The sequence below is a fragment of the Bosea vestrisii genome (assembly GCF_030144325.1).
Classification (GTDB): Bacteria; Pseudomonadota; Alphaproteobacteria; order Rhizobiales; family Beijerinckiaceae; genus Allobosea; species Allobosea vestrisii_A.
The window spans coordinates 5,269,755-5,294,948 of sequence record NZ_CP126307.1 but is presented as its reverse complement, the minus strand read 5'-3'; the positions used below and the strand labels follow the sequence as shown (position 1 = coordinate 5,294,948).

At 66.2% G+C, this 25,194-nt stretch carries 27 protein-coding genes and 1 tRNA gene; 9 read left to right on the top strand and 19 right to left on the bottom strand.

The window, feature by feature from the left end; all coding sequences use genetic code 11:
* Positions 1 to 11: 11 nt before the first annotated feature.
* The 4 genes from QO058_RS26075 to QO058_RS26060 all read right to left on the bottom strand — a co-directional run bounded on the left by QO058_RS26075 (position 12) and on the right by QO058_RS26060 (position 3,350).
* Positions 12 to 503 carry a DUF2059 domain-containing protein gene (locus tag QO058_RS26075; RefSeq protein WP_284169121.1) on the bottom strand — a complete coding sequence of 164 codons (492 nt, stop codon included), beginning with the start codon at positions 501 to 503 and terminating at the stop codon, positions 12 to 14.
* Positions 504 to 656: 153 nt separating this feature from the next.
* Positions 657 to 1,367 (bottom strand): ribose-5-phosphate isomerase RpiA, encoded by a 711-nt coding sequence (gene rpiA / locus QO058_RS26070; protein ID WP_284169120.1) that lies wholly within the window; start codon positions 1,365 to 1,367, stop codon positions 657 to 659.
* A complete protein-coding gene (locus QO058_RS26065; RefSeq protein ID WP_284169119.1) occupies positions 1,364 to 2,815 on the bottom strand; it encodes an NAD-dependent succinate-semialdehyde dehydrogenase in 1,452 nt (483 codons plus the stop codon). The genes rpiA and QO058_RS26065 overlap by 4 nt, the downstream gene beginning before the upstream one ends.
* Positions 2,816 to 2,948: 133 nt before the next feature.
* Entirely contained in the window at positions 2,949 to 3,350 is a 402-nt protein-coding gene (locus QO058_RS26060; RefSeq protein WP_432211980.1) for a hypothetical protein, read from the bottom strand.
* A gap of 165 nt (positions 3,351 to 3,515) precedes the next feature.
* Here QO058_RS26060 and gph point away from each other — a divergent pair, with 165 nt between their 5' ends.
* The 4 genes from gph (at position 3,516) to QO058_RS26040 (ending at position 5,958) form a co-directional block, all read left to right on the top strand.
* A complete protein-coding gene (gene gph, locus QO058_RS26055) occupies positions 3,516 to 4,214 on the top strand; it encodes a phosphoglycolate phosphatase (RefSeq protein WP_284169118.1) in 699 nt (232 codons plus the stop codon).
* A 36-nt stretch (positions 4,215 to 4,250) separates the two neighbouring features.
* Positions 4,251 to 4,325 (top strand) — tRNA-Val (locus QO058_RS26050).
* Between the two features lie 113 nt (positions 4,326 to 4,438).
* Positions 4,439 to 5,485, top strand: coding sequence for a patatin-like phospholipase family protein (locus QO058_RS26045; RefSeq protein WP_347975522.1), 1,047 nt, complete (start codon positions 4,439 to 4,441; stop codon positions 5,483 to 5,485).
* Positions 5,482 to 5,958, top strand: a complete 477-nt coding sequence (locus QO058_RS26040; protein ID WP_284169116.1) for a hypothetical protein — start codon at positions 5,482 to 5,484, stop codon at positions 5,956 to 5,958. Before QO058_RS26045 ends, QO058_RS26040 begins: the two co-directional genes overlap by 4 nt.
* A gap of 172 nt (positions 5,959 to 6,130) precedes the next feature.
* Here the strand turns inward: QO058_RS26040 and QO058_RS26035 are convergent, their stop codons facing one another.
* On the bottom strand, positions 6,131 to 7,564 hold the full coding sequence (locus QO058_RS26035; protein WP_284169115.1) for an aldehyde dehydrogenase family protein: 1,434 nt from the start codon (positions 7,562 to 7,564) through the stop codon (positions 6,131 to 6,133).
* 513 nt (positions 7,565 to 8,077) lie between these two features.
* On the opposite strand from QO058_RS26035, the gene QO058_RS26030 reads away from it, so the two are divergent.
* Complete coding sequence (locus QO058_RS26030; RefSeq protein ID WP_284169114.1) at positions 8,078 to 8,647, top strand: alpha/beta hydrolase; 570 nt, start codon at positions 8,078 to 8,080, stop codon at positions 8,645 to 8,647.
* A 140-nt stretch (positions 8,648 to 8,787) separates the two neighbouring features.
* Positions 8,788 to 9,468, top strand: coding sequence for a lysophospholipid acyltransferase family protein (locus tag QO058_RS26025; protein ID WP_284169113.1), 681 nt, complete (start codon positions 8,788 to 8,790; stop codon positions 9,466 to 9,468).
* Between the two features lie 28 nt (positions 9,469 to 9,496).
* Here QO058_RS26025 and QO058_RS26020 read toward each other — a convergent pair whose 3' ends face one another.
* Positions 9,497 to 10,165 (bottom strand): EipA family protein, encoded by a 669-nt coding sequence (locus QO058_RS26020; RefSeq protein ID WP_284169112.1) that lies wholly within the window; start codon positions 10,163 to 10,165, stop codon positions 9,497 to 9,499.
* 177 nt (positions 10,166 to 10,342) lie between these two features.
* On the opposite strand from QO058_RS26020, the gene QO058_RS26015 reads away from it, so the two are divergent.
* Positions 10,343 to 11,674: a sensor histidine kinase gene (locus tag QO058_RS26015; protein ID WP_284169111.1), complete on the top strand. Its 1,332-nt coding sequence runs from the start codon at positions 10,343 to 10,345 to the stop codon at positions 11,672 to 11,674.
* A 16-nt stretch (positions 11,675 to 11,690) separates the two neighbouring features.
* Here the strand turns inward: QO058_RS26015 and QO058_RS26010 are convergent, their stop codons facing one another.
* The 4 genes from QO058_RS26010 to QO058_RS25995 all read right to left on the bottom strand — a co-directional run bounded on the left by QO058_RS26010 (position 11,691) and on the right by QO058_RS25995 (position 14,635).
* Positions 11,691 to 12,374 (bottom strand): response regulator transcription factor, encoded by a 684-nt coding sequence (locus tag QO058_RS26010; RefSeq protein WP_284169110.1) that lies wholly within the window; start codon positions 12,372 to 12,374, stop codon positions 11,691 to 11,693.
* A gap of 194 nt (positions 12,375 to 12,568) precedes the next feature.
* Positions 12,569 to 13,210: an outer membrane protein gene (locus QO058_RS26005; RefSeq protein WP_284169109.1), complete on the bottom strand. Its 642-nt coding sequence runs from the start codon at positions 13,208 to 13,210 to the stop codon at positions 12,569 to 12,571.
* 183 nt (positions 13,211 to 13,393) lie between these two features.
* Positions 13,394 to 13,672 (bottom strand): hypothetical protein, encoded by a 279-nt coding sequence (locus QO058_RS26000; protein WP_284169108.1) that lies wholly within the window; start codon positions 13,670 to 13,672, stop codon positions 13,394 to 13,396.
* Positions 13,673 to 13,825: 153 nt separating this feature from the next.
* The gene (locus QO058_RS25995) at positions 13,826 to 14,635 is read right to left on the bottom strand and encodes a hypothetical protein (protein ID WP_284169107.1); all 810 of its coding nucleotides are present in this window, start codon (positions 14,633 to 14,635) and stop codon (positions 13,826 to 13,828) included.
* 349 nt (positions 14,636 to 14,984) lie between these two features.
* On the opposite strand from QO058_RS25995, the gene QO058_RS25990 reads away from it, so the two are divergent.
* Positions 14,985 to 15,563 (top strand): L,D-transpeptidase, encoded by a 579-nt coding sequence (locus QO058_RS25990; protein ID WP_284169105.1) that lies wholly within the window; start codon positions 14,985 to 14,987, stop codon positions 15,561 to 15,563.
* A gap of 864 nt (positions 15,564 to 16,427) precedes the next feature.
* Here the strand turns inward: QO058_RS25990 and QO058_RS25985 are convergent.
* The gene (locus QO058_RS25985; protein ID WP_284169103.1) at positions 16,428 to 16,796 is read right to left on the bottom strand and encodes a gamma-butyrobetaine hydroxylase family protein; all 369 of its coding nucleotides are present in this window, start codon (positions 16,794 to 16,796) and stop codon (positions 16,428 to 16,430) included.
* 168 nt (positions 16,797 to 16,964) lie between these two features.
* On the opposite strand from QO058_RS25985, the gene moaA reads away from it, so the two are divergent.
* On the top strand, positions 16,965 to 17,966 hold the full coding sequence (gene moaA, locus QO058_RS25980; RefSeq protein WP_284173025.1) for a GTP 3',8-cyclase MoaA: 1,002 nt from the start codon (positions 16,965 to 16,967) through the stop codon (positions 17,964 to 17,966).
* Between the two features lie 22 nt (positions 17,967 to 17,988).
* Here moaA and QO058_RS25975 read toward each other — a convergent pair whose 3' ends face one another.
* The 8 genes from QO058_RS25975 to QO058_RS25940 all read right to left on the bottom strand — a co-directional run bounded on the left by QO058_RS25975 (position 17,989) and on the right by QO058_RS25940 (position 24,870).
* Entirely contained in the window at positions 17,989 to 18,630 is a 642-nt protein-coding gene (locus QO058_RS25975) for a CDP-alcohol phosphatidyltransferase family protein (protein ID WP_284169102.1), read from the bottom strand.
* The gene (locus QO058_RS25970) at positions 18,617 to 19,024 is read right to left on the bottom strand and encodes a hypothetical protein (RefSeq protein WP_284169100.1); all 408 of its coding nucleotides are present in this window, start codon (positions 19,022 to 19,024) and stop codon (positions 18,617 to 18,619) included. The genes QO058_RS25975 and QO058_RS25970 overlap by 14 nt, the downstream gene beginning before the upstream one ends.
* On the bottom strand, positions 19,021 to 19,971 hold the full coding sequence (locus tag QO058_RS25965) for a phosphatidate cytidylyltransferase (protein WP_284169099.1): 951 nt from the start codon (positions 19,969 to 19,971) through the stop codon (positions 19,021 to 19,023). The genes QO058_RS25970 and QO058_RS25965 overlap by 4 nt, the downstream gene beginning before the upstream one ends.
* Positions 19,968 to 20,606, bottom strand: a complete 639-nt coding sequence (locus QO058_RS25960; protein ID WP_284169098.1) for a lysophospholipid acyltransferase family protein — start codon at positions 20,604 to 20,606, stop codon at positions 19,968 to 19,970. The genes QO058_RS25965 and QO058_RS25960 overlap by 4 nt, the downstream gene beginning before the upstream one ends.
* Before the next feature lie 298 nt (positions 20,607 to 20,904).
* Positions 20,905 to 21,411 carry a DsrE family protein gene (locus QO058_RS25955; protein ID WP_284169097.1) on the bottom strand — a complete coding sequence of 169 codons (507 nt, stop codon included), beginning with the start codon at positions 21,409 to 21,411 and terminating at the stop codon, positions 20,905 to 20,907.
* 25 nt (positions 21,412 to 21,436) lie between these two features.
* A complete protein-coding gene (locus QO058_RS25950; RefSeq protein ID WP_284169096.1) occupies positions 21,437 to 22,066 on the bottom strand; it encodes a hypothetical protein in 630 nt (209 codons plus the stop codon).
* Positions 22,063 to 23,103 (bottom strand): TAXI family TRAP transporter solute-binding subunit, encoded by a 1,041-nt coding sequence (locus tag QO058_RS25945; RefSeq protein ID WP_284169095.1) that lies wholly within the window; start codon positions 23,101 to 23,103, stop codon positions 22,063 to 22,065. The genes QO058_RS25950 and QO058_RS25945 overlap by 4 nt, the downstream gene beginning before the upstream one ends.
* 54 nt (positions 23,104 to 23,157) lie before the next feature.
* Entirely contained in the window at positions 23,158 to 24,870 is a 1,713-nt protein-coding gene (locus tag QO058_RS25940) for a coiled-coil domain-containing protein (protein WP_284169094.1), read from the bottom strand.
* Positions 24,871 to 25,194 lie beyond the last annotated feature (324 nt).

The window sequence follows — 25,194 nt, the reverse complement described above, 5'->3', positions numbered from 1 at the left end:
AGACTTGCAGCTCAGAGCTGGTGGCCGCGCTTGCGCATCTCGGCCTGGAAGAGATCGTAGAGCCGGTTGCTGGTCGCCGTGCTCCAGGGCTGCAGCACAGTGAATATCTCGTCGAGCGCCTGCGTACGGAAGGAATTGTAGCGCTGACCGACCGACGAGGCGAAGAAGGCGGCGACCTCCTTGAGATCGGCTTCCGTCATCTTGCTGGCGAAGATCCGAGCCGAAGAGTCGATCATCTCGTCGCGGCGCAGATCCGCCTCCGGCTTGAGCGCGGCGAGGACCTCCTCCGTGTCCTTCCTCAACTCGGGCCGGGTCGTCAAATTCTGCCGGACACCTGCGACGAACTCGGAGTAGAGCGACTCGATGGATTGCGACAGGCCGGAGGAAATCACGACCTCGCGGGCGACCTTGAGATGCTCCGGCGTCGGCGCCGGCTGCGCGAGCGCGGGCACCATAAACAACGCCAGCGAAAGAAACGCGCCTGCCAGGCTGTGACGGATCATGCGGTTACCCCTTCGTCGATCGCCCGGATGCGGCGATTTCATTCTCTTGACGCGGCAACGACCCTGACGGGACGCAGCCGCCGGCCGCTCTTAGAACATGTCCAGCCAAAGTGGAAACCACTTTTGCGGCCGGATCAGGTCGTCAAGCTAGTCTCAACGGCGCTCGGCGGCAGGATCGCCGAGGACGCGCACCCCGTCGGCCCCGGCGAGGAACGCCGCTGTTGCGAGTCCAAGAAACAGACCGTGCTCGACCACGCCGGGAACCTGGTTGAGCGCCAGGCCCAGCACCTCGGGCAGTTCGATCCGGCCAAGATGCGCGTCGAGGATGTAGTGGCCGCCATCGGTCAGCAGCACGCCGCCATCGGGGCGCTTGCGCAGAACGAGCTCGCCTCTTGCGCCAGCCGACGCGATCGCCGCGGCGACCGCGCGGCGCGTCGCTTCGAGCCCGAAGGGCACGACCTCGATCGGCAGCGGGAAGCGGCCGAGCGTCTCGACCTGCTTGCCGGTATCGGCGATCACGATCATGCGCTTCGAAGCGGCGGCGACGATCTTCTCGCGCAGATGCGCGGCACCGCCGCCTTTGATCAGGCGCAAGGCGCTGTCGAGCTCGTCGGCACCGTCGATGGTCAGGTCGAGTTCGGGCGTCTCGTCGAGGGTCGACATCGGGATACCGAGACCGAGCGCCTGCGCCTGCGTTGCTTCCGAGGTCGCGACACAAAGCACCTCAAGGCCGGCGGCGACCTTCGCCCCGAGCCCGTCGACGAAGAGTTTCGCGGTCGAGCCGGTGCCGAGGCCGAGGCGCATGCCCGGCCGCACCAGCTCCAGCGCCGCCAGCGCGGCGGCCTTCTTCAGATCCTCGCTCACGCGCCGAGCCCACCCATCAGCATGTACTTGATCTCGACGAACTCCTCGATGCCGTGGAGCGAACCCTCCCGGCCGAGGCCGGATTCCTTGACGCCGCCGAAGGGCGCGACCTCGGTGCCGAGGATGGCCGAGTTGACGCCGACCATGCCGTATTCGAGCTCCTCCGCGACGCGGAAGGCGCGGCCGAGATCTTTCGTGTAGAAATAGGCGGCAAGGCCGAAGGGCGTATCGTTCGCCATCGCGACGACCTCGTCCTCGCTCTTGAAGCGATAGACCGGCGCGATCGGCCCGAAGGTCTCCTCGCGGGTGACCAGCATCTTGGTGGTGACGCCAGAGATCACCGTCGGCTCGTAGAAGGTGCGGCCGAGCGCATGGCGCTTGCCGCCGACCATCACCTTGGCGCCGCCTGCGACCGCGTCGGCGACATGGCGCTCGACCTTCTCGATCGCGCGCTCGTTGATCAGCGGCCCCTGCACGACGCCGACCTCGACGCCGTTGCCGACCTTCATCTTCGCGACCTCGCCGGCGAACTTCGCGACGAAATCGTCATGGATGCCGTCCTGGACGAAGAGGCGGTTGGTGCAGACGCAGGTCTGCCCCATGTTGCGGAACTTGGCGATGATGGCGCCCTCGACCGCCTTGTCGAGATCGGCGTCGTCGAAGACGATGAAGGGCGCGTTGCCGCCGAGCTCGAGCCCGACCTTCTTCACAGTCGTGGCCGCCTGCTGCATCAAGAGCTTGCCGACCGGGGTCGAGCCGGTGAAGCCGATGAAGCGCACCGCCGGATGGCTGGTCATCACGCCGCCGATCGCGACCGCATCGCCCGTGACGATGTTGATGACGCCCTTGGGGAAGCCGGCCTGCTCGGCGAGCGCGACCAGCGCCAGCGCGGTCAGCGGGGTGTCGGGAGCAGGCTTGACCACGAAGGTGCAGCCCGCCGCCAGGCCCGGCGCGCATTTGCGGGTGATCATCGCCGCCGGGAAGTTCCACGGCGTGATCGCAGCGCAGACGCCGACCGGCTGCTTGGCGACGATGATGCGTGAATTCGGGAAGGGCGAGGGAATGGTCTCGCCATAGATGCGCTTGGCTTCCTCGGCATAGAACTCGACGAAGGAGGCGGCATAGGCGACCTCGCCGCGGGCTTCGCTCAGCGGCTTGCCCTGCTCGGCCGTCATGATCTGCGCCAGGTCCTCCTGGTTCGCCATGATCAGATCGAACCATTTGCGCAGGATGACCGAGCGCTCCTTGGCTGATTTCTTGGCCCAGGGCTTGAAGGCGCGCGAGGCGGCCTCGACGGCAGCGGTGGTCTCGTCAGCGCCGAAGCGCGGCACCTTGGCCAGCACCTCGCCCGTCGCCGGATTGTCGACAACATCGACGCCCTCGCCGATCCAGGCGCCGTCGACATGGCACTGCGCGCGCAGCAGCGAGGGATCCTTGAGCGTGAGCATGCGAGCCTCCGGCGTCATGAACGGGTTGCCCGGGCTCTAGCACGCTCGGAGAGCGCTTGCCGATAGCAAAACGCCGCATGCAGGCGGTGGGCAGATTGCAGTTACTGTTCGGCCACCAGCCCGGCCGCAGCCGCTATTTCACCATCGGCGTGCAGACGACCTTGTCGTCGAAGACGTAGCAGACGCTGAGCTCACCGGTGCGGACATTGGCGCGGAAGATGCCGCCCTCGCGCTCATGGCGCGAAGGGATGAGCAAATAGTCGCTCGGCGCCTGCGGGCCGGCCCCCTCGCCCGCCGGGAAGCAGACGGTGACGCCGACGCCGCCCTCCTTGAGCTGGAACTGGCAGGCGCCGACCTCGCCTGTCGCCTTGTCGATGCGATAGACACGATTGAGGTCGGTCTGCGGCGCGGGCGCGAACTCGAACGGCGCAGCCAACGCCGCGCCGAAAGCCGGCAAGACGAACAGGCCGGCGCTCAGCGCCCGGGCAAAGGAGCGGCTAAGGGAGCTTCTGGAACAGCTCGACAGTTTCGGCACCGCTGCGACCCCTTTTGACGATTCGCCCGAACCCTATCATGCCGGGCAAGCCGTATCACCGCGATTGCGGCAGGGTCACGACGAGATGAAGCGGCTGTGGCCGAAGCGCCCTTGCCAACCGGCATATCCCTGCCTTTATGCGGGTACCACGTCACAGGATCGCTCATGTCCCTGCCCCCGATCGTCGTCTTCGATCTCGACGGCACCCTCGCCGAGACCGCTCCCGACATCATGCACACGCTCAATGTCATTCTCGAAAGGGAGGGGCTGCCGGCGCTGCCGATCGAGCGGGCGCGCGAACTGGTTGGCGCCGGTGCGCGGGCGCTCATCGAGCGCGGCTTCAAGGTCAGCGGCAAGCCGCTCGATACCGAAAAGCTCGAGCAATTGTTCGAGGACTTCCTGGTGATCTATGCCGGCGCCGTCGCGAAGGACTCTTACGTCCATGACGGCGTGACCGCCGCGCTTGATGCGCTCGCGGCCGATGGCTTCGTCTTCGCCGTCTGCACCAACAAGCCGATCCTGCACACGCGGCTCATCCTCGACCATTTCGGCATTACCGGACGTTTCGCGGCGATCGCAGGGCGCGACAGCTTCCCCTTCTTCAAGCCCGATCCACGCCATCTGACCCAGACCATCGCCGAGGCCGGCGCCGATCCGGCACGCGCGGTGATGGTCGGCGATTCGCGTACCGATGTGAGCACGGCGCGCGCTGCGGGGATCCCGGTGGTGTGCGTGCCGTTCGGCTATACCGACGTGCCGGTGGAGAGTCTGGAGCCCGATCTGGTGATCCAGCACTTCAATGAACTTCCGGACGCAGTGCGCCGGCTGACCAACCGCGAGCCGGCGCTCGCCGCGCATTCTTGACGGCGCAAGCTGTCCCCACTAGGAACAGCGCGGTCCGGGCGGCTAGCTCAGCGGTAGAGCACTCCCTTCACACGGGAGGGGTCACAGGTTCGATCCCTGTGCCGCCCACCATTTCCTCCAGAATCTCGTTGCAGCCGGACCGCGTCGCCGCACGCTGAGAGGGCTTTGCGCCAGCATCTGCACGCGGCTCATGTCCGAAGCGGAAGCTGCGCCCTTCTCGGCCCATGGGTGCATCGGCTCGCCAGCGATGGCGGCAATGCTCGGACAATGAGGACTGGCGAGACGTTCTTCGCTCGCCAAGCACCAGGAGAATCGGTGTCGCGCAGCGGAGAGTGCGCGACATGGCCCTTGCTCCAACGCACAGGTCAGCCCCAACCAACCTGCTGCTTCGGCGCGCCGCTGCCACGCTCGTCCTGTTCGCCCTGCTCGCAATCTGCCTCGTCGCTTGCGCCAGCCCTGCCAACAGGCCCTCGAACCTGCGCCGCGTTCTCGCGCCGACGTCTGCCCGGTCGTTCTCGTCGATCAGCGAGGGCAGCGCGACCGGGCTCATCGTCGCCCTGTCCGGCGGCGGGGCGCGTTCAGCTGCCTTTGGCTATGGCGTGCTGTCGGAGTTGTCGGAGCAACAGGCCCCAGGACATGCTGGCCGCTCGCTGGCCGATGAGGTCGTCGCGATTGCGGGAGTGTCCGGCGGCGGCATTCTCGCGGCGCATTTCGCCTTGCATGGGCCACGAGGCCTGCCCGCATTTCGGCGCGATTTCCTCGACCAGGATCCCGAAGGAGCACTTCGCACCGCATTCACGCCGGAAAATCTGCTGCGCGGCTATCGCGGGGGCGTCAACGATCTTTCCGGATTGGCCGACTGGCTCGACACGCACCTCTATCATGGCGCGACGCTCGGCGACCTCGACCACGCCGGACGGCCAAAGCTGCTCCTGCATGCGACAGAGCTCTACAACCGCGCACCCTTCTCCTTCGATCGCGACAGCTTTCAGGCGATATGCAGCGAGTACGATGCCTTTCCACTCGCGCATGCGGTAGCGGCCTCGTCGGCAGTGCCGGTCCTGTTCGCGCCCGTAGTGCTGGAGAATTTCAGCCCGACCTGCCCTTTCCCAGGCAACGCCGCCTCCCTTCAGCCGAGCGCTCGGCTTTCGGCCGGCACATCACAGCGTCCCAGGCGCGCTATGCGAGCGAGCCTGAGCTGCACTATCTCAAACTGCTCGACGGCGGCCTCGTCGACAATCTCGCTGTCCGCAACCTCATCCGATCGATGAACCGGCCGCCGCCAGCGCTCATACCGGCCGAGGTTGCACGGCAACTGCGCCGCGTCGTCATCATCGTAGCCGACGCATCGATGCGCGTCGGCGGGGGCATGTCAAAAGCCGCGAGCGGCCCGGACGCACCGGACACGGTCACGGCTTCGGTCGACGCAATGGTTGACAATGCAAGCCGTGCCAGCCTCGACGCGCTCGAGCAGGAAACGGCACTTTGGCGTGAGCGGCTGGTCGGCTGGCGCTGCCACATCGTAGCGCCGAGTTGCAGCCAGCTGCAGGTCACGGTGGTACGCCTATCGTTGTCCGACGTGCTGGCTCCCGAAGACCGGAGCCGCATTCTGCAACTGCACAATAAGCTGACGTTGAAGGCCGAGGAGGTGGACTTTCTTGCGAGCCTCGGCCGCCACCTGTTATCGGCGAATCCTGCCTATCGCCGGGTTATCAGACCTCGCCGCCGCCGCTCTCGATCTTGAGGCTGCCTGCACATCGGGAAGTGCAGGCACCGTTCCCGAAGCGGCCGCTTCAGAGCGTCCGGTTCCAGAACAAGCGACACACGCTGATCTGCCCCCTCCAGCCGCCCTGACGTGCAAAAACCGCCGAGCATCGGCTCGGCGGTCTCTGGAAGGCGCTGGTTGCGGTCGTCGATCAGGCTGCGGCGTAGCCGACCGTGCCCTTGATCTCGAGGAATTCCTCGAGGCCGAAATCGGCATATTCGCGGCCGTTGCCGGACTGCTTGTAGCCGCCGAACGGGGCACCCGCGTCCCAGGCGGGGTAGTTGATATAGACGTTGCCGGAACGCATCTGCGCCGCGACCTTGCGCGCCCGCTCGAGCGAGCCGGACTGGACGTAGGAGGCAAGCCCGTAAGGCGTGTCGTTCGCCCGCGCGACCACTTCGTCCTCGCTCTCGTAAGGCAGGATCGAGAGCACGGGCCCGAAAATCTCCTCGCGCGCGATCGTCATGTCGTCCGTGACGTTGGCGAAGACGGTCGGCCGGACATAGTAGCCGCGGTTGAGATGTTCCGGCCGGCCGGGACCGCCCACGACCAGCGTCGCACCTTCGCTGACGCCGCTCTCGATGAGACGCTGGATCTTGTCGAACTGGATTTCGCTGACGACCGGGCCGAGGAAGGTATCCGCCTCGGACGGCGTCCCGACCTTGAGCGGCTCGGCCGTCGACCTGGCGATGGCGATCGCCTCATCGTGCAGCCTGGCCGGCACGAACATCCGCGTCGGCGCGTTGCAGGACTGGCCGGAGTTGCGCATGACGCTCTCCACGCCGAGCTTCACGGCCCGCTTCAGGTCGACGTCGTCGAGCAGGATGTTGGCCGACTTGCCGCCGAGCTCCTGATGCACGCGCTTGACCGTGTCGGCTGCTGCCTTGGCGACCAGGATGCCGGCGCGGGTCGAACCGGTGAAGGAGACCATGTCGACGCCGGGATGGCGCGAGATCGCCTCGCCGACGGTCGGGCCGTCGCCGTTGACCAGGTTGAACACGCCCTTGGGCACGCCGGCCTCGTGCATCACCTCGGCGAAGATGATCGCATTCATCGGGGCGATCTCGCTTGGCTTCAACACCATGGTGCAGCCGGCGGCGAGAGCCGGCGCGACCTTGCACATGATCTGGTTCAGCGGCCAGTTCCAGGGCGTGATCATGCCCACCACACCGATCGGCTCCTTGGCGATCAGGGTGGTGCCGCGCAGCTCCTCGAACTCGAAATTCTCCAGCGTCTCGATCATCTTGGCGAGATGCCCGGTGCCCATCGCGGCCTGTGCCCGGTGAGCCAGCTCCTTCGGTGCGCCCATCTCCTGCGACAGCGCGTTCGCGATATCGGCATAGCGCGCCTTGTAGGCTTCGAGCAGGCGCCGCATCAGCGCCAGGCGCTCCTGCTTCGAGGTCGCGGCGAAGGCCGGAAAGGCGGCGCGCGCCGCCGCGACGGCCTTGTCGACATCCGCCTCGCTGCCGAGCGCGATCTGCGCAAAGGCCTCCTCGGTCGAAGGATCGATCACATCCAGGGTCTTCAACCCGGCGGCGGGGTCGACCCACACGCCGTCGATGTAAAACTGGAGAGCATGAGACATGGGAGCTTCCTTCCTGTTGAACGTGTCTGCGCGACGCTCGGCCGGCCCCGCGGCCCCGCCGGCGTCTGCGCTGTGTCTTGTCAGATACAACGTAGCAGCCCGGATGCGCCTGTCATCGCGCGGTAGGCGAATAGCGGGAATACCCTGCGCGGGAGCGGCGCAGGGTGAATTGCGGTAACTGCGCACCTCTCCGGTGCCACGGAAGCAGTCGGAATGCCAGTGAGAAGCGGGCCGCACTTTTCCTGCAATGTTGCCACCGAATCCTGGGCGGAGGGCGCGGGCGCGGCACCGTCGAGTCGCGAACTCCTGCGCCGCTTCAGGTGAATGGGTGACAGATAACATGTTCGGATTACAGCAGCGCGCCTCGCGCGCGCTCGGCGCCCTCGCGATGGCCTTGTGCCTCGCCGCCCGGCCGGCTTGGGCCGAAACGGCGGTTACGGTCAGGGGCGGCGAGACCGTCACGATCAGGGGGTCCGCAGCATCCTCATCCGCGCTCCAAACCCCAAGGGCAGCGTGATCGTCCTGACCGGCGGCGACGGCCGCCTCGAGGTCGGAAGCGGCGCGCGTTTCGGGAAAGCAGGAGACAACGTCCTGATCCGCAACCGGGATGCGTTCGTGGCGCAGGGCTACAATGTGCTTCTCGCCGAGCTCGGGACGAACCTCTCCGCTGCGGTCGATCACATGGCGGCGATCAAGCGCCCGGTCATCGTGATCGCCACCAGCAAGGGCACGCAGCGTGCCGCCCATGGGCTCGTGGACGGCGCCACACCGGACAGGCTCGTCCTGACCTCTGGCTTCCTCAGCAAGGCGTCCGGGCCCGACGACACCGTCCAGAGCATTCTGGGGACGCCGAACCGGCTGCCGCGAACGCTCGCTCTGCACCATCGCGAAGATCGCTGCCGCTGGACCCTGCCTGCCGGCGTCGCGCCCTTCAAGGCCTGGGCCGGCGGCCGCGCTCAGGTCGAGTGGATCAGCGGCGGGCAGGCAGACGAGGGCAATCCTTGCCATGCCAGCGCTCATCACGGCTTTGCCGGGCAGGACGAGGCGTTCGTCGCCCGTATCGTCAAGTTCATGATGCGCTGACGTTTTTTGATTCTGCGCGGGTTCTTTTCGTTCGATCGACACCGATCGAACGAAACGCGCGCGGCGGCCGCAGGGCCGCGCAATGTTCGAGCAAGCCGACGCAACGACCACTCCCCCGGGGCCACCGTGGAGTTCGGATCATGCGATTCGGCAATGGGCAATCTGCGGCGCTCGCCGGCCGCGCCTTGCACGCCTATCTCGATTTCGTCCAGCGAACGACCCGCTTCAAGCCGGCTATCCCGGGCGCCAGGCCGTGGGAGCGCAGCCGTGAGCCTTTCATCGCGCTGACCTGGCACGGCCAGCAGATGCTGAGCCTGGCGGCGCTGGACGGGGCATCGCAGGTCGCGATCCTGGCCTCGCTGCATTTCGACGGATCGGTGGTGGCCTCGGTGGTGGGGCGGGCCGGTTTCCAGGTCATCCGCGGTTCGGGCACGCAGAGCCCCGCGAAGATCCAGGCCAAGCGCGCCATTCCCGCCTTCTTCGAGATGCGTGAGGCACTGCGCGGCGGCACCAGCCTCCTCCTCACCGCCGACGTTCCGAAGGTCGCGCGCGTCGCCGGAGCGGGCGCGGTCCAGCTCGCACGCGCCACGGGCCGGCCGATCTATCTCTTCGCCGCGGTGACCAGCGCACGTGTCGAGCTCGACAACTGGGACAAGGCCAGCATCGCCCTGCCCTTCGGTCGTGGCTGCATCCTCTGGTCGGAGCCGCTCTATGTCCGCAGGACGGCCGATGAGCGCGAGATGGGCCTGATCGCGCTCGATATTTCGAGTCAGCTCGACGAGCTGCATGCGACGGCGCATCGCCTCCTCGACCGGCGCTAGGACCGGGACCCTGCTTACCCCGAACTTGTCAGCGGCCCGGCGGTGGGCAGTCGGCCGGCGTGGCGCAGATCCGGCCAGGCGGACGCAGCTGTTCCTGCGCTCCTGCCGGCTCGATGACAATGCGGCTGAGATCGCCGGAAAAGCGCAGGCCGAGGCCGGAGGAGATCAGGACGATCCGGGCACGCGTCGAAGCGAGAATGGTGGCGTTGGCGCCGGCGAGGAAATGGGCGCTGCCGCCGAGGCTGGCATAGGTGCCGAACACGTCCTCGTACCGGTCGAGCCCGTAGACCAGCATGATGACCCGGCCATAGTCGGCGCCAAGGCCGATGCCGACAGAGAGCGCCGACCAATTCACCGAGATCGGAATCCCGTCCGAGAAGCGCAACTCGCCGCTGCCATGGCGGCCGCCGATCACGAAGGAGCCGCTGAGCTCGCCGCCGACGATATAGGCGTTCGGCTCGCCAAAGAGCGCGAGCGAACGCTCGATCGGGATGCTGACCGTCTTGGAGGTGGTATCGAACACACCTTCGACGAACCGGAAGATATCCTGTCGCGGAGCCGTCGGCAGCTGGCCGGGCCTGATGTCGCCCTTCACCGGCGCGTTTTGGGCGAAGACAACGCTCGACATGCCCGCCGACAGCACGACCAGCGCCAGACGCAGCCAGGACCATCTCGCCAGGACATGCAGAACATGCATCAGGTTGGCCGTACCGGGAGAGAGTTGAACGGCAATGGCGATACGGTCCATGCAGGAAGAGGAAGGCAGGAGCGCCCGGTTCCGCAAGCCATATCCGCATCGAGGTTCCGTGACGACCCGTAACACCCAGTTCGCCCTGGCCCCTCACCCGGCAGTCCGTAACCGCGGAGATCGACGGTGACCTCGCTCTCGCGCGCCCTCACCATTCGGCTGTCGCTGCTCGGCATCGTCCTGTTCACCGCCTTCATCGGCGCCGTCATCGTCTTCACCTTTGTCACCGAGGACCCCGGTGCCCTGCGCAACGATGTCACCTCGCAGGTCATCCAGCAAAGCGTGCGCTCGCCGTCCGGAAACCCGTTGCAGGTCGACAAGACCGCCGGGCTGACCCGGATCGAGCGCGCCAGTCCCCAGCTCTGGTACCTCGTCTCGGATGGACGTTCCGTCGTTGAGTATGCGCCAGAATTGCGGCCGGGCCTGCCGATCGACATCAGGCTCGACGGCCCGACCATCGCCGCGCAGATGCGGGTCGGTGGCGACAATGCGCTCGCCTTCGACGTGATCGAGAAGGACGGCAGCCGCGTCATCGTGGCGACCGGCGGCGGCCGGCCGGGCTGGGATCTGATTCTCGGCTACTACTTGCGCGGCATCGCGGGCTCCGCACTGGCGATCTCGGTGGTCTTCGGCCTGCTGATCGCGGCGGCGATCGCGATGTCGGTCTCCTATATCGGCGAGCGGCTGCGAAGCGCTGCCGAGGCCGCGGCCAGGATCGACCCGAGGGCGCCGCGCGGCCTACTGCCGACCGAGGAGACCCCGGTCGAGCTGATGCCGCTGACCACTGCCCTCAATGGGGCGCTCGACCAGATCGCCAAGAACATGGAGGTGCAGCAGCGCTTCATGAACAATGTCGCGCATGAGCTGCGTACCCCGCTGACCGTGATGCACGGCCGGATCGACGCGCTGCCGAACGATCAGATGCGGCTGGCGCTCACCACCGATGTCAGCCGGTTGACCACCATCGTCTCGTCGATGCTGCAGCTCGCGCGCCTGCACAGCACGGAACTCCCCTTCGAGCCGCTGCAGCTCAACGCCACTGCCCGCGCGGTGCTGGCCGATCTCGCTCCGTTGATCCTGAGCAACGGAGCCGATATCGCGCTGGACGAGGAAGGCGATCGCCGCTCGCTGATCCAGGCCAACGAGCCGACGGTTCGGGCGGCTATCGCCAATCTGGTCGACAATGCGCTGCGCCATGCCCAGGCGAAATCGATGATCCTGGTCAAGGTGATTGACGGTGCCGTGGTTGAAATCGCCGATGACGGGGTCGGCATCGCCCCCTCCGACCGCTCGCAGGTGACCGAGCCGTTCAACCGGATGTCACCGAATTCGACTGGCGCAGGGCTCGGCCTGACGATCGTGCGCGACATCATGGCTGCCCATGGCGGAACACTCACCATTCTCGGCCGACCCGGCGGCGGCACCCTGGTGCGGCTGGTCTTCCCGCCGCCCGAATGACCACCGAGCCGCAGCACTACTGCGCCAGCTCCACAGTTCTCAGCATATAGCCGATGCCGCGCAGCGAGGTGATCTCGACCCGGGCGCCGGCATCCTTGAGCTTGCGCCGCAGCCGCGAGATCTGCGCCTCCAGCGTATTCGACTCGATCATGTCGTCGAAGCCGTAGACGGCCTCGATCAGGACGTCGCGGGTGACGACGCGGCCGGCCCGCTGGACGAGCGCTTCCAGGATCAGGGCCTCACGCCGGCGCAGGTCGAGCAGTTCCGAGCCGACGGAGGCACAGCGTCCCTCAAGATCGAGCGACAGGTTGCCGGCGGTGATCACCAGCGAGCGCTTGGGATTGCGCCGGCGCATGATGACCCGCAGGCGCGCCAGCAACTCCTCCGGCTCGAAAGGCTTGATCAGATAGTCGTCCGCCCCGCCGTTCAAGCCCTCGATCACGTCGGCCTTGGCGTCGCGGGCAGTCAGGATCAGGAAGGCGGGCCGCGTATCGGAGTTGCTCAGCGCCTTGACAATCGACAGGCCGTCGCCGTCGGGCAGGCGTCGATCGACGATGACGATGTCGAAAGGGGTCGAGCGCAGGGCGGCCAGCGCCGCATCGATCGTGGTCGTGCGATCGGCGATAAGCCCGGCATTGGTGAGGAGCGAGGACAGGAAAGCCATCAGCTGTGGCTCGTCCTCGACGATCAGTGCGCGCATTAAGGGATCGATTCAGGGTGCACGGATGGAACGTGATGCCGGAATAGGGGCGAAGTATCCAGACACATCACGCTCCATCCATGCCTTGGCGCGGCCCCTGATGCCCGATCCGATCAGGTTGAGCCAACCTGACCGGAACGGACTCCAGGGCCGCAAGGTGATCCGGGCCGGTCAACCGGCCCGGGATTTCAGGACTAGAACCGGTAGTTCAGGCCGGTCTTGACGATATGCTCGCTGACGCCGACGCGGGCCCGGCCAGTGGTGAACTGAAAGTTCTGCTTGCCGAGCGAGACATAGTTGTACTCGACCTTGGCGGAGAGATTGTCGGTGATGCCGTATTCGGCGCCGGCGCCGACGACATAGCCGATCTTGCTCTTTTCCTTCGAGACGAGCCCGTCGCTCGCCTTCAGGCTGCCATAGGCGACACCGCCGAGGCCGTAGACCAGGAGGCGGTCGAAGGCGACGCCGGCGCGGGCCTTCAGCGTGCCGGCATAGCGCATGTCGGCGCTGGTGCCGCCGGTGCGCTTGGCGCCCCTGCCAAAGCCGTTCATCGACATGTCGGCTTCCAGACCGGTGACGAGGCTGCCCATCTGGTGGTTGTAGCCGACCTGGCCGCCGAGCAGGATTTCGTTGCGGCTTTTCTTGGCGGCTCCGTCGAAACGATCGAAGGCGGCGCCTGCATGCACGCCGGCATAGATGCCGTTCCAGTTATAGGGGCGCGGCTGCGAATAGGCCGGCTGGTATTGCTGCACGCGCGCGGGACGATCGGCCGCCATGGCCGGGACCGCGAGCAGGGCCAGCAGGCCGAGGCCGGCGATCGGGATAAGACGCTTCATCAAAGACTCCTTGCGGCGGCCTTGGTCGCCGCCGACGCATCTGCCTTGCGACCGCAGGTCCGTTCATCGGACCGGGTCAGCACGGTGCAGATTGCGGGCGAAGATTACGGCAACGTTGCCCGCCATGCGGGCACCGGCCTGAATCAGGTCTGTTGGAGATGTAAGGGTCGCCGCGGGCCGCGCTCAGCCGTGGCCGATGCGCTCAGGGCGCCGCGGCGCGCCTTGCGCGCTGCTCGCCCATTCGGCCAGGGGCGAGGTCGCCTGGAACTGCTCGATCGCGAGCAGCGTAATGTCGCCGGAATGGCCGGAACGACGCAGGCCGAGAATCAGGCGCGCGAGCCATTCGCGATGAGGATTCTCGAACGGTCCAGCGATCGGGCCGACATGCCGCCACGCCTCGTGAAAGGCTGTCCCGAGGGCAGCGAGTTCATCTGGTCCGGCATTGAGTTGGCACGCAGGCATGGCGAACCTCCCGGCGTTTCGCAGAAGCGGACCAGAGCCGGCCCGGCTTTGCAATCGGAAGTTGCCCCTTCATCTGAAGATTAGGCGAACGGTCCGTTAACGGCAATCGGACAGGTCTTCACGAGCGACGCACGATCCCGCGAGGGTACAGGCCTACTCGAACTTCGTCGCCATCCCAGGGGGCGGCTTGTCCAGCGCCTCCAGCCCTCCCAGCGGCACCAAGCGCTCTGCATCGCGCGCCTCCTTCGATGTCGGATAGGTCGCCATCAGCACGCGAAGCGCAATGCGTGCCTCCACATAGAGCTTCTTGTCGATGTACTGCTTCTGGATCCGCCTGAACTCGCGGCCAGCCTCCTCGTCTGCGGAAGAAGGATCCCACCAGCGCTGCCCCGGCTTCTCGGCGTAGAACTTGCCGGCAGGAGAAATGGTGACGGTGACACCGCTATAGCTCCAGCCGTCCCAGGGGCCTTGCGAGTCCACCCCACCGGTGACGGGAACGTTGAAGGTTCGCGCCACAGCATAAAGGAAGAGCAGGCCGCGTCCTTTCGGATCACCCGTATACTGGCCGACCTCGACCTTTCGCTGCGTCTGAGGATCGCGCACAGTACGCAGATCCTTTTCGCTGGCGCAGCCGCAGCCGTGGATCTCGATCCTGGCCAGAGGCGCGAATGCGCCCCGCAGCCCGCCATATTCCCGCGCGATAGACGAACGTCCCTTCAGACCAGGAAAATTGAACTCGCCAGCATCGCCATGCGCGAGGAGGCGCAGGATTTTGATCCGGTTCCCGCCCGCCACATTCGCTGAGTATAGAATCTCGTCGACAGCCTTCCGAGGCGAAAAGCTTTCCCGTATGCCGGCGTGCCCGGTCTCCAATCCGTCGGGCCCGATCCGTTTCAAGTTGAATTCATGGATCATGGTGGAGTCCTCGAGGTAGACGGCGTGGACTGCGACTGCCTTGGCCATGCGCGTCTTCCCTGAGGCAATGCCTGGCCTCGACCTCGCCGAACTTGGCGACGAAGCAGGATCTTCGGATTTCGTAGCCCTCCTCGAAGCGCGCCGCGTCCTTCATTCGGGGGAGCCGCTGTCCGCCGCGCTTCCGCCCGAAAACCGCCCAGATCAGGCCAAGCAGCCTCCAGACGCCTGCGCCTGTTGCACACCGGCAACGGGCGCCTTCAAAGCTCGGAAGGTCGCGCCGATGTGAACGCCGGTCGATTGAATGGCAGCCTTCGCTCTGCCAGAGATTTGGGGAATTGTTGACGTTTTTCCGTCACCTTTCTTCGCGCCCGCCACCCCGTAATCCACCGAGGCCGCAATGCTCCGCTTCTTCCGTTTGGCCCTGATCGCCGGCACGGCCGTCGCGGCCACGGCGACCGCCGCTGTCGCCGAGATCGACCCGCTCACCCGCCAGCCGCTCGTCACCTATGTCGACCCTGCCAAGGCGCAGGCGACCGCGATCCCGCGCGAGGTCGTCTCCTTCAGCGGCACCTATCGCCCCGGCACGATCGTGATCAACACGAGCGAGCGTCGCCTCTATTTCGTGCTGCCCGATGGCAAGGCCGTCCGCTACGGCGTCGGCGTCGGCCGCCCCGGCTTCGACTGGGCCGGCTCGCAGACCGTCACCCGCAAGGCCGAGTGGCCGGGCTGGACCCCGCCGGCGCAGATGCTGAAGCGCCGCCCCGATCTGCCGCGCTTCATGCCCGGCGGACCGGAGAACCCGCTCGGCGCCCGCGCCATGTATCTCGGCTCGACCCTCTACCGCATCCACGGCTCGAACGAGCCGGAGACGATCGGCCAGGCGGTCTCCTCGGGCTGCATCCGCATGCTGAACGAGGATGTGATCGACCTCTACGAGCGCGCCAAAGTCGGCACCCGCGTCGTCGTCGCCCGCTGAGCGAACGCCGCATTCGAGGATTGCGAAAGGCCGGCTTCACGCCGGCCTTTTTTGTTGCGGCGGCGATGATGGGGACAGCGCGGGCGATCGGATCTGCTTTCGGCCCGGCGAGTATCGATGTCCGGCCCGGAACAGAATTGCCGCACCCAGGCCTCTTACCGACGGTCTTTGACCTATGACCGATTGGAGGTTCGGGCTTCTGGTCGGCGTTGCACCGTCTTTCCCGGGCTTTGCGATAGCAAAGAGCCCGGAACCCAGAACCGATGTCGCTGCCGGAAAGGCGCTGTCAGCGCCGCGCCTCGACGATGGCCGGCATCGGCTCTGGGTTCCGGGCTCAGCCCTGCAGGCTGCCTCGGAATGACGGCAAGCCGCTCGCCCTATCGGTCAAAACTAAGGGCCGTTGGAGAGATCCAAACTCGCCGCGGCATCGCCACAGGAGCCCGGTCGGGGCGCGACAGAAACCCTCTGTCCAACCTTTGCATTCCCCGCATCCAGAGAGACCTCGGCTCGGCAGAGAATTGGTTCACCGTTCTGATATCTCGTAAACTCAATCAGGGCGCGCGCGCCCCTGCCGTGCGGAAACGAAACGATCGTGCCGGGGACATGCGGCTCTGTTGCAAGACGATTTTAATGGCGCTGTTCTCGCCAAATCAAGCCTCCGATCACTGTTCCTACACCTGCTAACATAATGCAGGGGTAGATGAACGCGGTCTTCTTGTCGAAATCCATAAGTGATTGATTCCCTGTTCATTTCAGCTATAAACAATCTATATACATGAAGCTTTACAGGCAGTTCATGGACTGCTTGTCATGCATCACTGACATTCGCAGTCGGTCGCATCTCCCCGAACAGCCATGCCCACCTTACCCGCGCCGAACCCGCTCCCGCGACAGCCCTTTCGCCGCCAGCTCGTCGAGATAGGCTTGCAGCTTCGCCTCGCCGTCGCGGCCGAGCTCGCGCAGATAGTCCCAGCCATAGATGCCGGTGTCGTGCATGTCGTCGAAGGTCAGGCGGACGGCGTAGTGGCCGACCGGCTCGACCTTGAGGATCTCGACCTCGTGCTTGCCCGGCACCGTCTGCTTCTGCGTCGGGCCATGGCCCTGGACCTCGGCCGAAGGGCTCTCGACGCGCAGAAGTTCGGCGGAAAGCGCATGGCTCTCACCGCTCTCGAAGGTCACGTGCAGAGTGCGACGATCCTTCGACAGACGGATCTCGCTCGGCCAATCTGACATCTTCGTGTTTCTCCAGAACCGCTTGCGACCATCAGCCTGCTTGACCGCAGCCCTGTCGCCGACAATGCTCGCTTCCTATATCAGAGCAACGGCAGGCGCACCGCGCCGCAAGACCGCGACCGCCCGAGGATTTCAGCCGCCGTGCTGCACGACCCCATCAAGCCCTTGATGCGTGCGCCGCTGACCGACCCGTTCGGCCGCGACATCTCCTACTTACGCATCTCGGTGACGGATCGCTGCGATTTCCGCTGCGTCTACTGCATGTCCGAGGACATGGCCTTCCTGCCGAAGCGCGACCTGTTGACGCTCGAAGAGGTCGACCGCGTCGCCACCGCCTTCGTCTCGCGCGGGACGCGGAAGCTCCGCATCACCGGCGGCGAGCCGCTGGTCAGGCGCGACATCATGAACCTGTTCCGCTCGCTCTCGCGCCATCTCGCCTCGGGCGCGCTCGACGAATTGACCCTAACTACCAACGGTTCTCAGCTCGGCCGCTATGCGCAGGAGCTGGCCGATTGCGGCGTGCGCCGCGTCAATGTCTCGCTCGACACGCTCGATCCGGAAAAATTCCGCAAGATCACGCGCTGGGGCGACCTCTCCAAGGTGCTCGCCGGCATCGAGGCGGCGCGGGCGGCGGGGCTGCGCGTCAAGATCAATGCGGTGGCGCTGAAGGGCGTCAACGAAGACGAGATCGAAGGGTTGATGCACTGGGCCCATGGGCTCGGCATGGACCTGACGTTGATCGAGGTGATGCCGCTTGGCGAGATCGAGCCTGCCCGGCTCGACCAGTTCCTGCCGCTCTCGATGGTGCGGGCCAGGCTGATGGACCGCTACACGCTCGACGACGATCCGTACCGCACCGGCGGTCCGGCGCGCTATGTCCGGGTGCGCGAGACTGGTGGATTGATCGGCTTCATCACGCCGATGACCCATAATTTCTGCGAGAGCTGCAACCGGGTGCGCCTGACCTGCACCGGCACGCTCTTTATGTGCCTCGGCCAGGAGGATGCGGCGGATCTGCGCGCCCCGATCCGCGCTTCCAGTGACGACGCCCTGCTCTACCGGGCGATGGAAGAGGCGATCTCGCGCAAGCCCAAGGGCCATGATTTCGTCATCGATCGCCGCCAGCCCCGTGCCGCCGTCGGCCGGCACATGAGCGTGACCGGCGGCTGAGGACTGGGCGGGCCTCGAACGCTCAGCGGGCGCGCAAACCGCGGACGATGTTCGTGGCCCGCCTGAGAGCGGTCACTGCGGCCCCCACCGTGATCAGCCAGAGCGCGATGACCAGCACCTGGTTCTGGCCTCGCCAAAGCGGCTCCAGCAGCGCCAGGAGCGCCGCCGCCGTGATCGTCGCCATGCGGTGCTGCTTCGCCATCGGGCCGGAGAAGTCGGCCGGCAGCCCGCAATTGCGTCCAAGCTCGCGGGTATAGGCCGTCAGCACGGCAAGGCCGGCAGCCGCCCACCCCAAGGCCGGCACGCCGGCGCCGTAGCCCGCGCCAGTGAGAATGAGGATATCGGCGACGCGATCGGGAAACTCGTTCCAGAACGGCCCGTCCGCAGCCTGCTTGCCGCCCTCGATCGCCACCATTCCATCGAAGAGATTGCAGAGCAATCTGAACTGGCAGAACAGGGCTGCGGCGAGAAGCAGCGCGGCACGCGGGCCGGGAGCCGCCGTGCCTGCGAGCCAGAAGGCGGTGCCGGCGAAAGCCGCCATCACCATGCTCGCCATCGAGATCTGGTTGGGCGTGATACCGGTGGCGCTCAGCCGGCGCGCAATGCCCCGGGCCCAGCCGGAATCGCGGCTCGCGAGCGGCCGCCGATCGTCATCCTGCGCCATGGTTCATCGCCTTCCTGCTGCGCCACAGCGAGAAATTGTAGAGCGCCGCATAGCTCGTCGCGACGGTCAGCGGTACGGCGATCGTCCTGCCGATTTCCGGCGTGCCGCCGAGCGTGTGGATGATGGTCAGCACGCTCGCGGAGACCAGCCCGGCGATCGCTGGCGGAGCCAGAAGCGCGGTCAGCCCGGAGAAGCGCCTGGCCAGCTCTTCGATACCCCGTTTCAGGACGAGGGTGATGCCGGCCGACAGCGTGCCCTGAATCAGCCCGGCGATGAGCGGTGCCGGCATCGGATGGGCACGGTTGGCGAAAATCGCCCAGCTCCCCATGGCGATGAAGGCGAAGGCGACATGCACGATGCTGCTTCGCATCAGGCGCGCGAGTGGCGCGCTCACGTGGTCGACCAGCCGTAGCGGACGAGGTGGAAGAAGATCGGAGCGGAGAACACCACCGAATCGAGCCGGTCGAGGAAGCCGCCATGGCCGGCGATCAGGTGGCCCCAATCCTTGATGCCGCGATCGCGCTTGATCGCCGACATGACGAGCCCGCCGAAGAAGCCCATCACGACGATGACCAGGGCCAGGAAAGCGGCCTGCAGCGGCGTGAACGGCGTCATCCAGGACAATCCGGCACCGACGGCGGTGGCGCTGAGCGCACCGCCAACGAAACCCTCGACCGTCTTGGACGGCGACAGCCTGGGCGCGATCTTGGTGCGGCCGAGAAGCTTGCCCCACACGTACTGCAGCACATCGCTCATCTGCACGACGATGACGAGAAAGGCGATCAGGAGCACATTGCGCCCCTGATAGCCGGGAATGTCGAGGCTGAGCAGCGCCGGCACATGCGAGGTGCAGAAGACGCAGATCATCAGCGCCCACTGAACTTCGGCGATGCGCACCAGAAAATGCTCGGTGTCGCCGCGCGCCGCCGCGATGATCGGCATGAGCAGGAACGCGTAGACGGGGATGAAGATCGAATAGAGCCCGTACCACTCGATCCAGATCAGGTAATACTGCACCGGCAGCATGATGAAGAAGCCGGCCGCCAGCGCCCAATGGTCGGCACGGCGCGTATTCGTCAGCGTGATGAACTCACGCAGGGCTGCGAAGGAGCAGAAGGCGAAGAGCAGGGTCACGCCGGTCTTGCCGCCGATCAGCGCGAGCCCCATCAGCACGACCATGATCCACCAGGCGCGGATGCGGTCGTTGAGGTTCTCGACCACGGCGTTCGAGCCATCCGGCGACAGCCTGCGCTGCAGAGCGTAGCCGATCGCGGACGCGGCGATCAGGACGGCGAGCAGGCCTGCCAGCACGGCCACGAGATCGGGATGCGGCATCGTCATGGCGTGCTCGCCTTTGGTGACAGAGCGAGCAGCGCCGCCTCTGCCCTGGCCAGGAAATCCTGCTTCGTCTCGGCCTCGGTGAGGGAAAGCGCGGCGCCAAAGGTGACCGTGCAGATCAGCGGCACCGGCACGAACTCGCCCTTGGGCATGACGCGGTTGAGATTGTCGATCCACACCGGCACGAGGGCCACGTTCGGCCGCGCCTGCGCCAGATGGAACAGACCGCTCTTGAACGGCAGGAGCCGCGCATCGGTGGTGTTGCGCGTGCCTTCCGGGAACACGATGAGAGAGGAGCCGGCATCGAGCGCCCCGGTCATCTGGACGACCGGGTCACTCGTTCGAGTCGCTGGATCGCGATCGATCAGAACGGCATTGAAGACATCGCGGCCGATGAAGCGCCGAAGGCTGCCCTTCAGCCAGTAATCGCTCCCGGCGACCGGCCGGGTCGCAAATCGCATGCGGCGCGGCAACACGGTCCAGATCAGGACGAAATCGCCGTGGCTGGCATGATTGGCGAAATAAATTCGTTGCTCGTCGGTCGGCGCGACGCCGTCCCATCGTCCGCGGACCGCCGTGATGAAGCGGGCAAAGAACACAATGAGCGTACCAGCCAGGCTGATCCCTGCTTCGCGCATTCCCATACCCGGTTGCCGCCCCTGTGATGACGTAGCGTTCATCTCGAACGCTGTCGACATTGCAGGGGTCTGTGGCAAATTCGAAAGCTGCCACGATGTGCCGGCCCGCGCCGCGGTCGGCCGGCATATGAGCATGAGGGGCGGCTGAGGATGGGGCTGCGGCTGACGGCATCGCGCAGCTTGTCCGAAACCGAGGGCGTTGCGCGACCTTGGCTAGAGTCGCAACTGTTCGTGGCCCATTCCGGGTCTTCCAGATGTCCGCTTCACGTGCGCGGGTGCCTGGTTAGGCCGCGGCCGATCATGGCCGGACATAGGTCCAGCCTTTCTCTTGCAACTCGATGACTCGGACGACGCCGGATTTCACCACCGACGCCTCGGGAATGAGCGCGATCTCCTTGTTCTCGGCCTTGCTCATGTTGCCTTGTGTGTTGCCGCAGGCCTTGAAAGAGATCGCCGGCGTGCTTGCCGTCATCGCCTTGATCCGCGCCTTCACCGGTGAGGTGTCGTCGCGCAGCATGTGCAGGCCGGGGCCGAAGGTGACGACCTCGATCTCCACCTTCTCGCCGAGGTCCTGGTAGTACTGCGCCACGTTCGCCGCGTTGTTGAGCGCGAGGTTCATCATCGCAGCTTCGTTCGTGTTCACCTGCAGGATGAGGCGATGCGGCTTGCGTTCGACCATGGGCGGCTTCGGCGCCTGCACCGAACTCTGCTTCGTGCCCTGTGCCGCCGAAGGCGAAACGGCGATGGACAGCGCGGCGCCAGTCGCCAAGGCGGCGCAGACGAAGTCTTTGAGCCTGATCGTCATCACATTCCACCCATGAGTTCGAGGTCTATTCGCTACGTGGTTTGGCGACGGTGCGCGGCCATTTGCAGGCTGCTGCGACCCTGTCCCGCGCTGCCTTCAGGCCGGCGAGGGAAAAATGCCCATCATGGACGGCGCCGGTTCGCGCCGAGAGGCGGATGGAGATACTGCCGTCCGCCGGGAGCGACAGCAGCAGGCCCACGACATCGCCCCTGAATGCCACGCCGCTTCCGAACGAAGGCCGGCCGGCTGCGACCTGCACGGGCGGGCTGTCATCGAGGCGGTAGGACAGGGCGTAGTCGACGCCGCCATCGGAGACGGCTGGTCCACCGACCACCATCTCGGTCCGGCCACCGCGGCAGTGAACTGAGAGCTGCTTCAGAGGGCTGTCGGCACTGCCGCGGGAAAACGCGGTGGCGGTGACAATCGGCGTATAGTCGACCGGCGAGGTGGTCTCGCTGATCACCCAGGCTTCGCCGCTGCCCGCCGGTCGATCAGGTACCTTCACCGGCTGCGGCAGCTTGTTCAAACAGGCCTGGCGATCCGCCGGGTCGAGCAGCGAGCAGGCGCGAAGCTGCGCCATTGGATCGGGCGCGCCCTGCGCGAAGGCGATCCTGCTCGCGATCTCGAAGGCGACGGAGAGCATGATCAGTTTCATCGGCTCGCACGTTGCGTCTGCCCCTTGCGATCCAGCCATTCCTGCGCCGCCGGGAAGCGGTCGAGGCCGGGGACGGTCGCAGCGAGATTGATCGACTTCCATTTCGCGTCGAAGCCAGGGGACTGCAGCTTCTCGATACGGCTGAACAGGGTGTCGACGAAGCGGGCGACACGCTCATAACGATTGGTCTGGGGAGCCCAGTTGAATGCGACCAAAGCAGTCGGCACCGCGATCGTCGACACACGCTCGCCCGCCTTGATGAGACCGGGATACTCGCCGGCCTCCAGCACCGCCGGCAGGTAGTAGTCCTCGAACTTGCTGTCGTACGGCACCGAAAGGAACTTGAAGCCGGGCTCGAAGCGCCCGCGCACGAATGCGTCGACCGGTTTCGAGGTGATGAAGACGACGGCCGCCATCTCGCCCTTGCGCATCTGCTCGAGCGCGACCTGATGCGGAATGAAGGTGTTTTCGGCGTTGACGCCGAGACGGCTGAAGATCAGCGGCCCCGAATAGGCGGCAGCCGTGCCGAGCGTGTTGAAGTTCACCTTCTTGCCGGCGAGGTCCTGAAGGCTCTGGATCTCGGGCCGGACGAAGACATGCAGTTCCGAGGGGAAGAGATTGAGCACATAGGTGATCTTGCGCCGAATCTGCGGCATCTGGGCCTTGTACTCTTCCAGCGCATCGGAGTTGATGATCGCCGCGTCGATGCCGCGCAGATAGAGCAGCGAGTTCAGGTTCTCTGTGGCCCCGCGGGTGACGATCGGCAGCACATGCAGGTTCGGCCCATCGTCGACGACGCGGGCCATCTCCGCCCCCAGACGCAGCGGCGCACCTTCGAGCAGCCCCGCGGCAAGGCCGACCGTCCAGGCGTTGATCTTGTCCTGTTCCGTCGCGGCCGGACGGGCGCGCCGCGGCGGGGCGGCGCTCGCAGCGCTCATCTGGGGTGTCTGTGCCTGCAGACCAGCCGGCTCGAGCGCTGGAACAAGCCCGGCCAGTCCGATCAACAGCAGCAGATGCCGTCCCGAAGGCGTGTTCATCCGCTCATCTCCTTTTGGCCTGACCATTGGCCCGCCGGTCGGCGGCCTCAGGCGTCACTGCGGCAAGGCATCGACGCGCTCCTTGGCCTCGCGGATGCCGCCGATCTGCGCCTTCGCATAGAGTTCGCGCGCCCTCGTCACCTCGCCGCGTGTGCCATAGGTGCCCCAGGCGGACAGGATGCGGGGATCGTAGGTCTCCGCGAGCATGAAGCTCGCCCGGGCGTTGCCCATTTCGGCCGCGCGCTCGAGCACGATCCGGGCAGAACCGATATCGCCCTGACCGAGCAGCGCGCTGGCCCGGGCGATCAGCCGCGCTGCCTCCGGGCTGCTCCGGGCCTCTGCGCCTACCAGTTGTGGCGTCGCGACGATGGTCGGCGCTTCGACCGGCTTCTGTTCCGTCGGAGCAGGCCTTGTGCTCGCGGCTCGTACGGAAGCGAGTTCCTCGGCGATGGCGGCTGACCGGTCGCGCTCCTGCTGCAGGGCCTGGCGCACTTCTGCGATCGTGGCCTCGGTTGCCTGCCTGAACTGTTCTGTTTCACCGTTCGCCTTGCGCAACTGCGCCGACTGGGCCGCGATCTCGCGCTGCGCCACCGACAGTTCGGCGGCCAGCGTGGTCCGCTGCGCGCGCTCGTCATCGAGGGCTTGACGATGCTGCGCCGTGCTTGCAGCCAATGCCTGGCGCACGGCTGCGGCCTGCTGCGCGAGCGCAGCCGTCTTCTGCCGCTCCTGCTCCAGGGCGTGCACGGCCTTTGCAGCCTCGGCCTGCCTGAGCTGGCCGGCCTCGTCGCCGGCCTTGCGCAATTGCGCAGCCTGCGCCTCGACATCACGCCGCGCTGCCGCCAGTTCGGCGGCCAGCGCGGTACGCTGCACGCGCTCGTCGTCGAGGGCCTGACGATGTTGCGCCACGTTCAAGCTCAACGCCTGCCGCGCCGCCGCGGCCTGTGTGAGGGCAGCCGTCTTCTGCCGCTCCTGTTCCAGAGACTGCGCCGTCTTCGCGGCTTCCGCCAGCCTGAGCTGGCCGGTCTCGTCGCTGACCTTGCGCAACTGCGCGCCTTGAGCCGCAACCTCGCGCTGTGCAGCCGAGAGCTCGGCCGCCAGCGCCGCACGCTGCCCACGTTCCTGGTCGAGCACCTGGCGATGCTGCGCGGCGATCGCAGCCAGCTCCTGTCGCGCCGCTGCAGCCTCCTGCATGAGGGCGGCCGTTTTCTGCCGCTCCTCTTCCGATAGCTGCCCGGTCCTCGTGGCCTGCGCCTGCTTGAGCTGGCCTATTTCGTCGCTGGCCTTGCGCAGCTGCGCCGCCTGCGCCTCGAAATCGCGCTGCGCCGCCATCAGCTCGACCGCCAGAGCGGTACGCTGTGCGCGTTCGTCGTCGAGCGCTTGACGATGCTGCGCCGTGCTTGCGGCCAGTTCCTGTCGGACGGCGACTACCTCCTGCATCAAAGCCGCCGCTTTGCTGCGCTCCTGGCTCAATGATTGCTCGGTCTTCGTGGCTTCGGCCTGGAGCTGGGAATTCAGGACTCCGATGGCGCGCCGCGCCTCGGCCAGCTCCTGCACTGCGGCTCCGGCCTGCTCCCCATCCAGCGATCGCCGGGCGTCCGGTCCCGGGGTGCCCTGCCGGAGCATTGCAGGGGCGATCGTCGGGGCCGAGGTCGGCGGCAAGGTGGCCCGCGCCACGACCTGCTCCCTGATCTCGACGGGATCCGGACGGCCTGCGTCGCGGGTCGCGACGATGAGCAGGAGCGCCACGGTCGCGACGCCGCCCAGCAATGACATATAACGCCGCCGACGCGGTAGCTCGCTCCCTTGCGCGGATTTGCGCGACGCATTGCCTTTCGCAGGAGGCATCTGCCCGGCGCCGGAGCCCGCCGGCGTCTCGGCACGGCCGGGTCGGACAGGCGGTTTTCCCCTACCCATGGACCCGCCCAGTGAGCGGGATCAAAAGCCAGATTCTCGCCATCCCTGACGATGACGACTTTTCCATCTTTCGGTGCGCTCTCGATCGCCTCGCGCATGTAACAGATGCCCATTCGGTCGGCGGCATGGGTCGGGGCCGACGACGAGCCAGATCACAGACGAAGTCGCTCCGGCCGT

Bases quoted from the DNA above. Each gene is read 5' to 3' on its own strand.
- QO058_RS26075 (WP_284169121.1), bottom strand. From the start codon at position 503: ATGATCCGTCACAGCCTGGCAGGCGCGTTTCTTTCGCTGGCGTTGTTT.
- QO058_RS26065 (WP_284169119.1), bottom strand. From the start codon at position 2,815: ATGCTCACGCTCAAGGATCCCTCGCTGCTGCGCGCGCAGTGCCATGTC.
- gph (WP_284169118.1), top strand. From the start codon at position 3,516: ATGTCCCTGCCCCCGATCGTCGTCTTCGATCTCGACGGCACCCTCGCC.
- QO058_RS26045 (WP_347975522.1), top strand. From the start codon at position 4,439: ATGGGTGCATCGGCTCGCCAGCGATGGCGGCAATGCTCGGACAATGAG.
- QO058_RS26040 (WP_284169116.1), top strand. From the start codon at position 5,482: ATGAACCGGCCGCCGCCAGCGCTCATACCGGCCGAGGTTGCACGGCAA.
- QO058_RS26035 (WP_284169115.1), bottom strand. From the start codon at position 7,564: ATGTCTCATGCTCTCCAGTTTTACATCGACGGCGTGTGGGTCGACCCC.
- QO058_RS26025 (WP_284169113.1), top strand. From the start codon at position 8,788: ATGCGATTCGGCAATGGGCAATCTGCGGCGCTCGCCGGCCGCGCCTTG.
- QO058_RS26020 (WP_284169112.1), bottom strand. From the start codon at position 10,165: ATGCATGTTCTGCATGTCCTGGCGAGATGGTCCTGGCTGCGTCTGGCG.
- QO058_RS26010 (WP_284169110.1), bottom strand. From the start codon at position 12,374: ATGCGCGCACTGATCGTCGAGGACGAGCCACAGCTGATGGCTTTCCTG.
- QO058_RS26005 (WP_284169109.1), bottom strand. From the start codon at position 13,210: ATGAAGCGTCTTATCCCGATCGCCGGCCTCGGCCTGCTGGCCCTGCTC.
- QO058_RS26000 (WP_284169108.1), bottom strand. From the start codon at position 13,672: ATGCCTGCGTGCCAACTCAATGCCGGACCAGATGAACTCGCTGCCCTC.
- QO058_RS25995 (WP_284169107.1), bottom strand. From the start codon at position 14,635: ATGGCCAAGGCAGTCGCAGTCCACGCCGTCTACCTCGAGGACTCCACC.
- QO058_RS25990 (WP_284169105.1), top strand. From the start codon at position 14,985: ATGCTCCGCTTCTTCCGTTTGGCCCTGATCGCCGGCACGGCCGTCGCG.
- QO058_RS25985 (WP_284169103.1), bottom strand. From the start codon at position 16,796: ATGTCAGATTGGCCGAGCGAGATCCGTCTGTCGAAGGATCGTCGCACT.
- moaA (WP_284173025.1), top strand. From the start codon at position 16,965: ATGCGTGCGCCGCTGACCGACCCGTTCGGCCGCGACATCTCCTACTTA.
- QO058_RS25975 (WP_284169102.1), bottom strand. From the start codon at position 18,630: ATGGCGCAGGATGACGATCGGCGGCCGCTCGCGAGCCGCGATTCCGGC.
- QO058_RS25965 (WP_284169099.1), bottom strand. From the start codon at position 19,971: ATGACGATGCCGCATCCCGATCTCGTGGCCGTGCTGGCAGGCCTGCTC.
- QO058_RS25960 (WP_284169098.1), bottom strand. From the start codon at position 20,606: ATGCGCGAAGCAGGGATCAGCCTGGCTGGTACGCTCATTGTGTTCTTT.
- QO058_RS25955 (WP_284169097.1), bottom strand. From the start codon at position 21,411: ATGACGATCAGGCTCAAAGACTTCGTCTGCGCCGCCTTGGCGACTGGC.
- QO058_RS25950 (WP_284169096.1), bottom strand. From the start codon at position 22,066: ATGAAACTGATCATGCTCTCCGTCGCCTTCGAGATCGCGAGCAGGATC.
- QO058_RS25945 (WP_284169095.1), bottom strand. From the start codon at position 23,103: ATGAACACGCCTTCGGGACGGCATCTGCTGCTGTTGATCGGACTGGCC.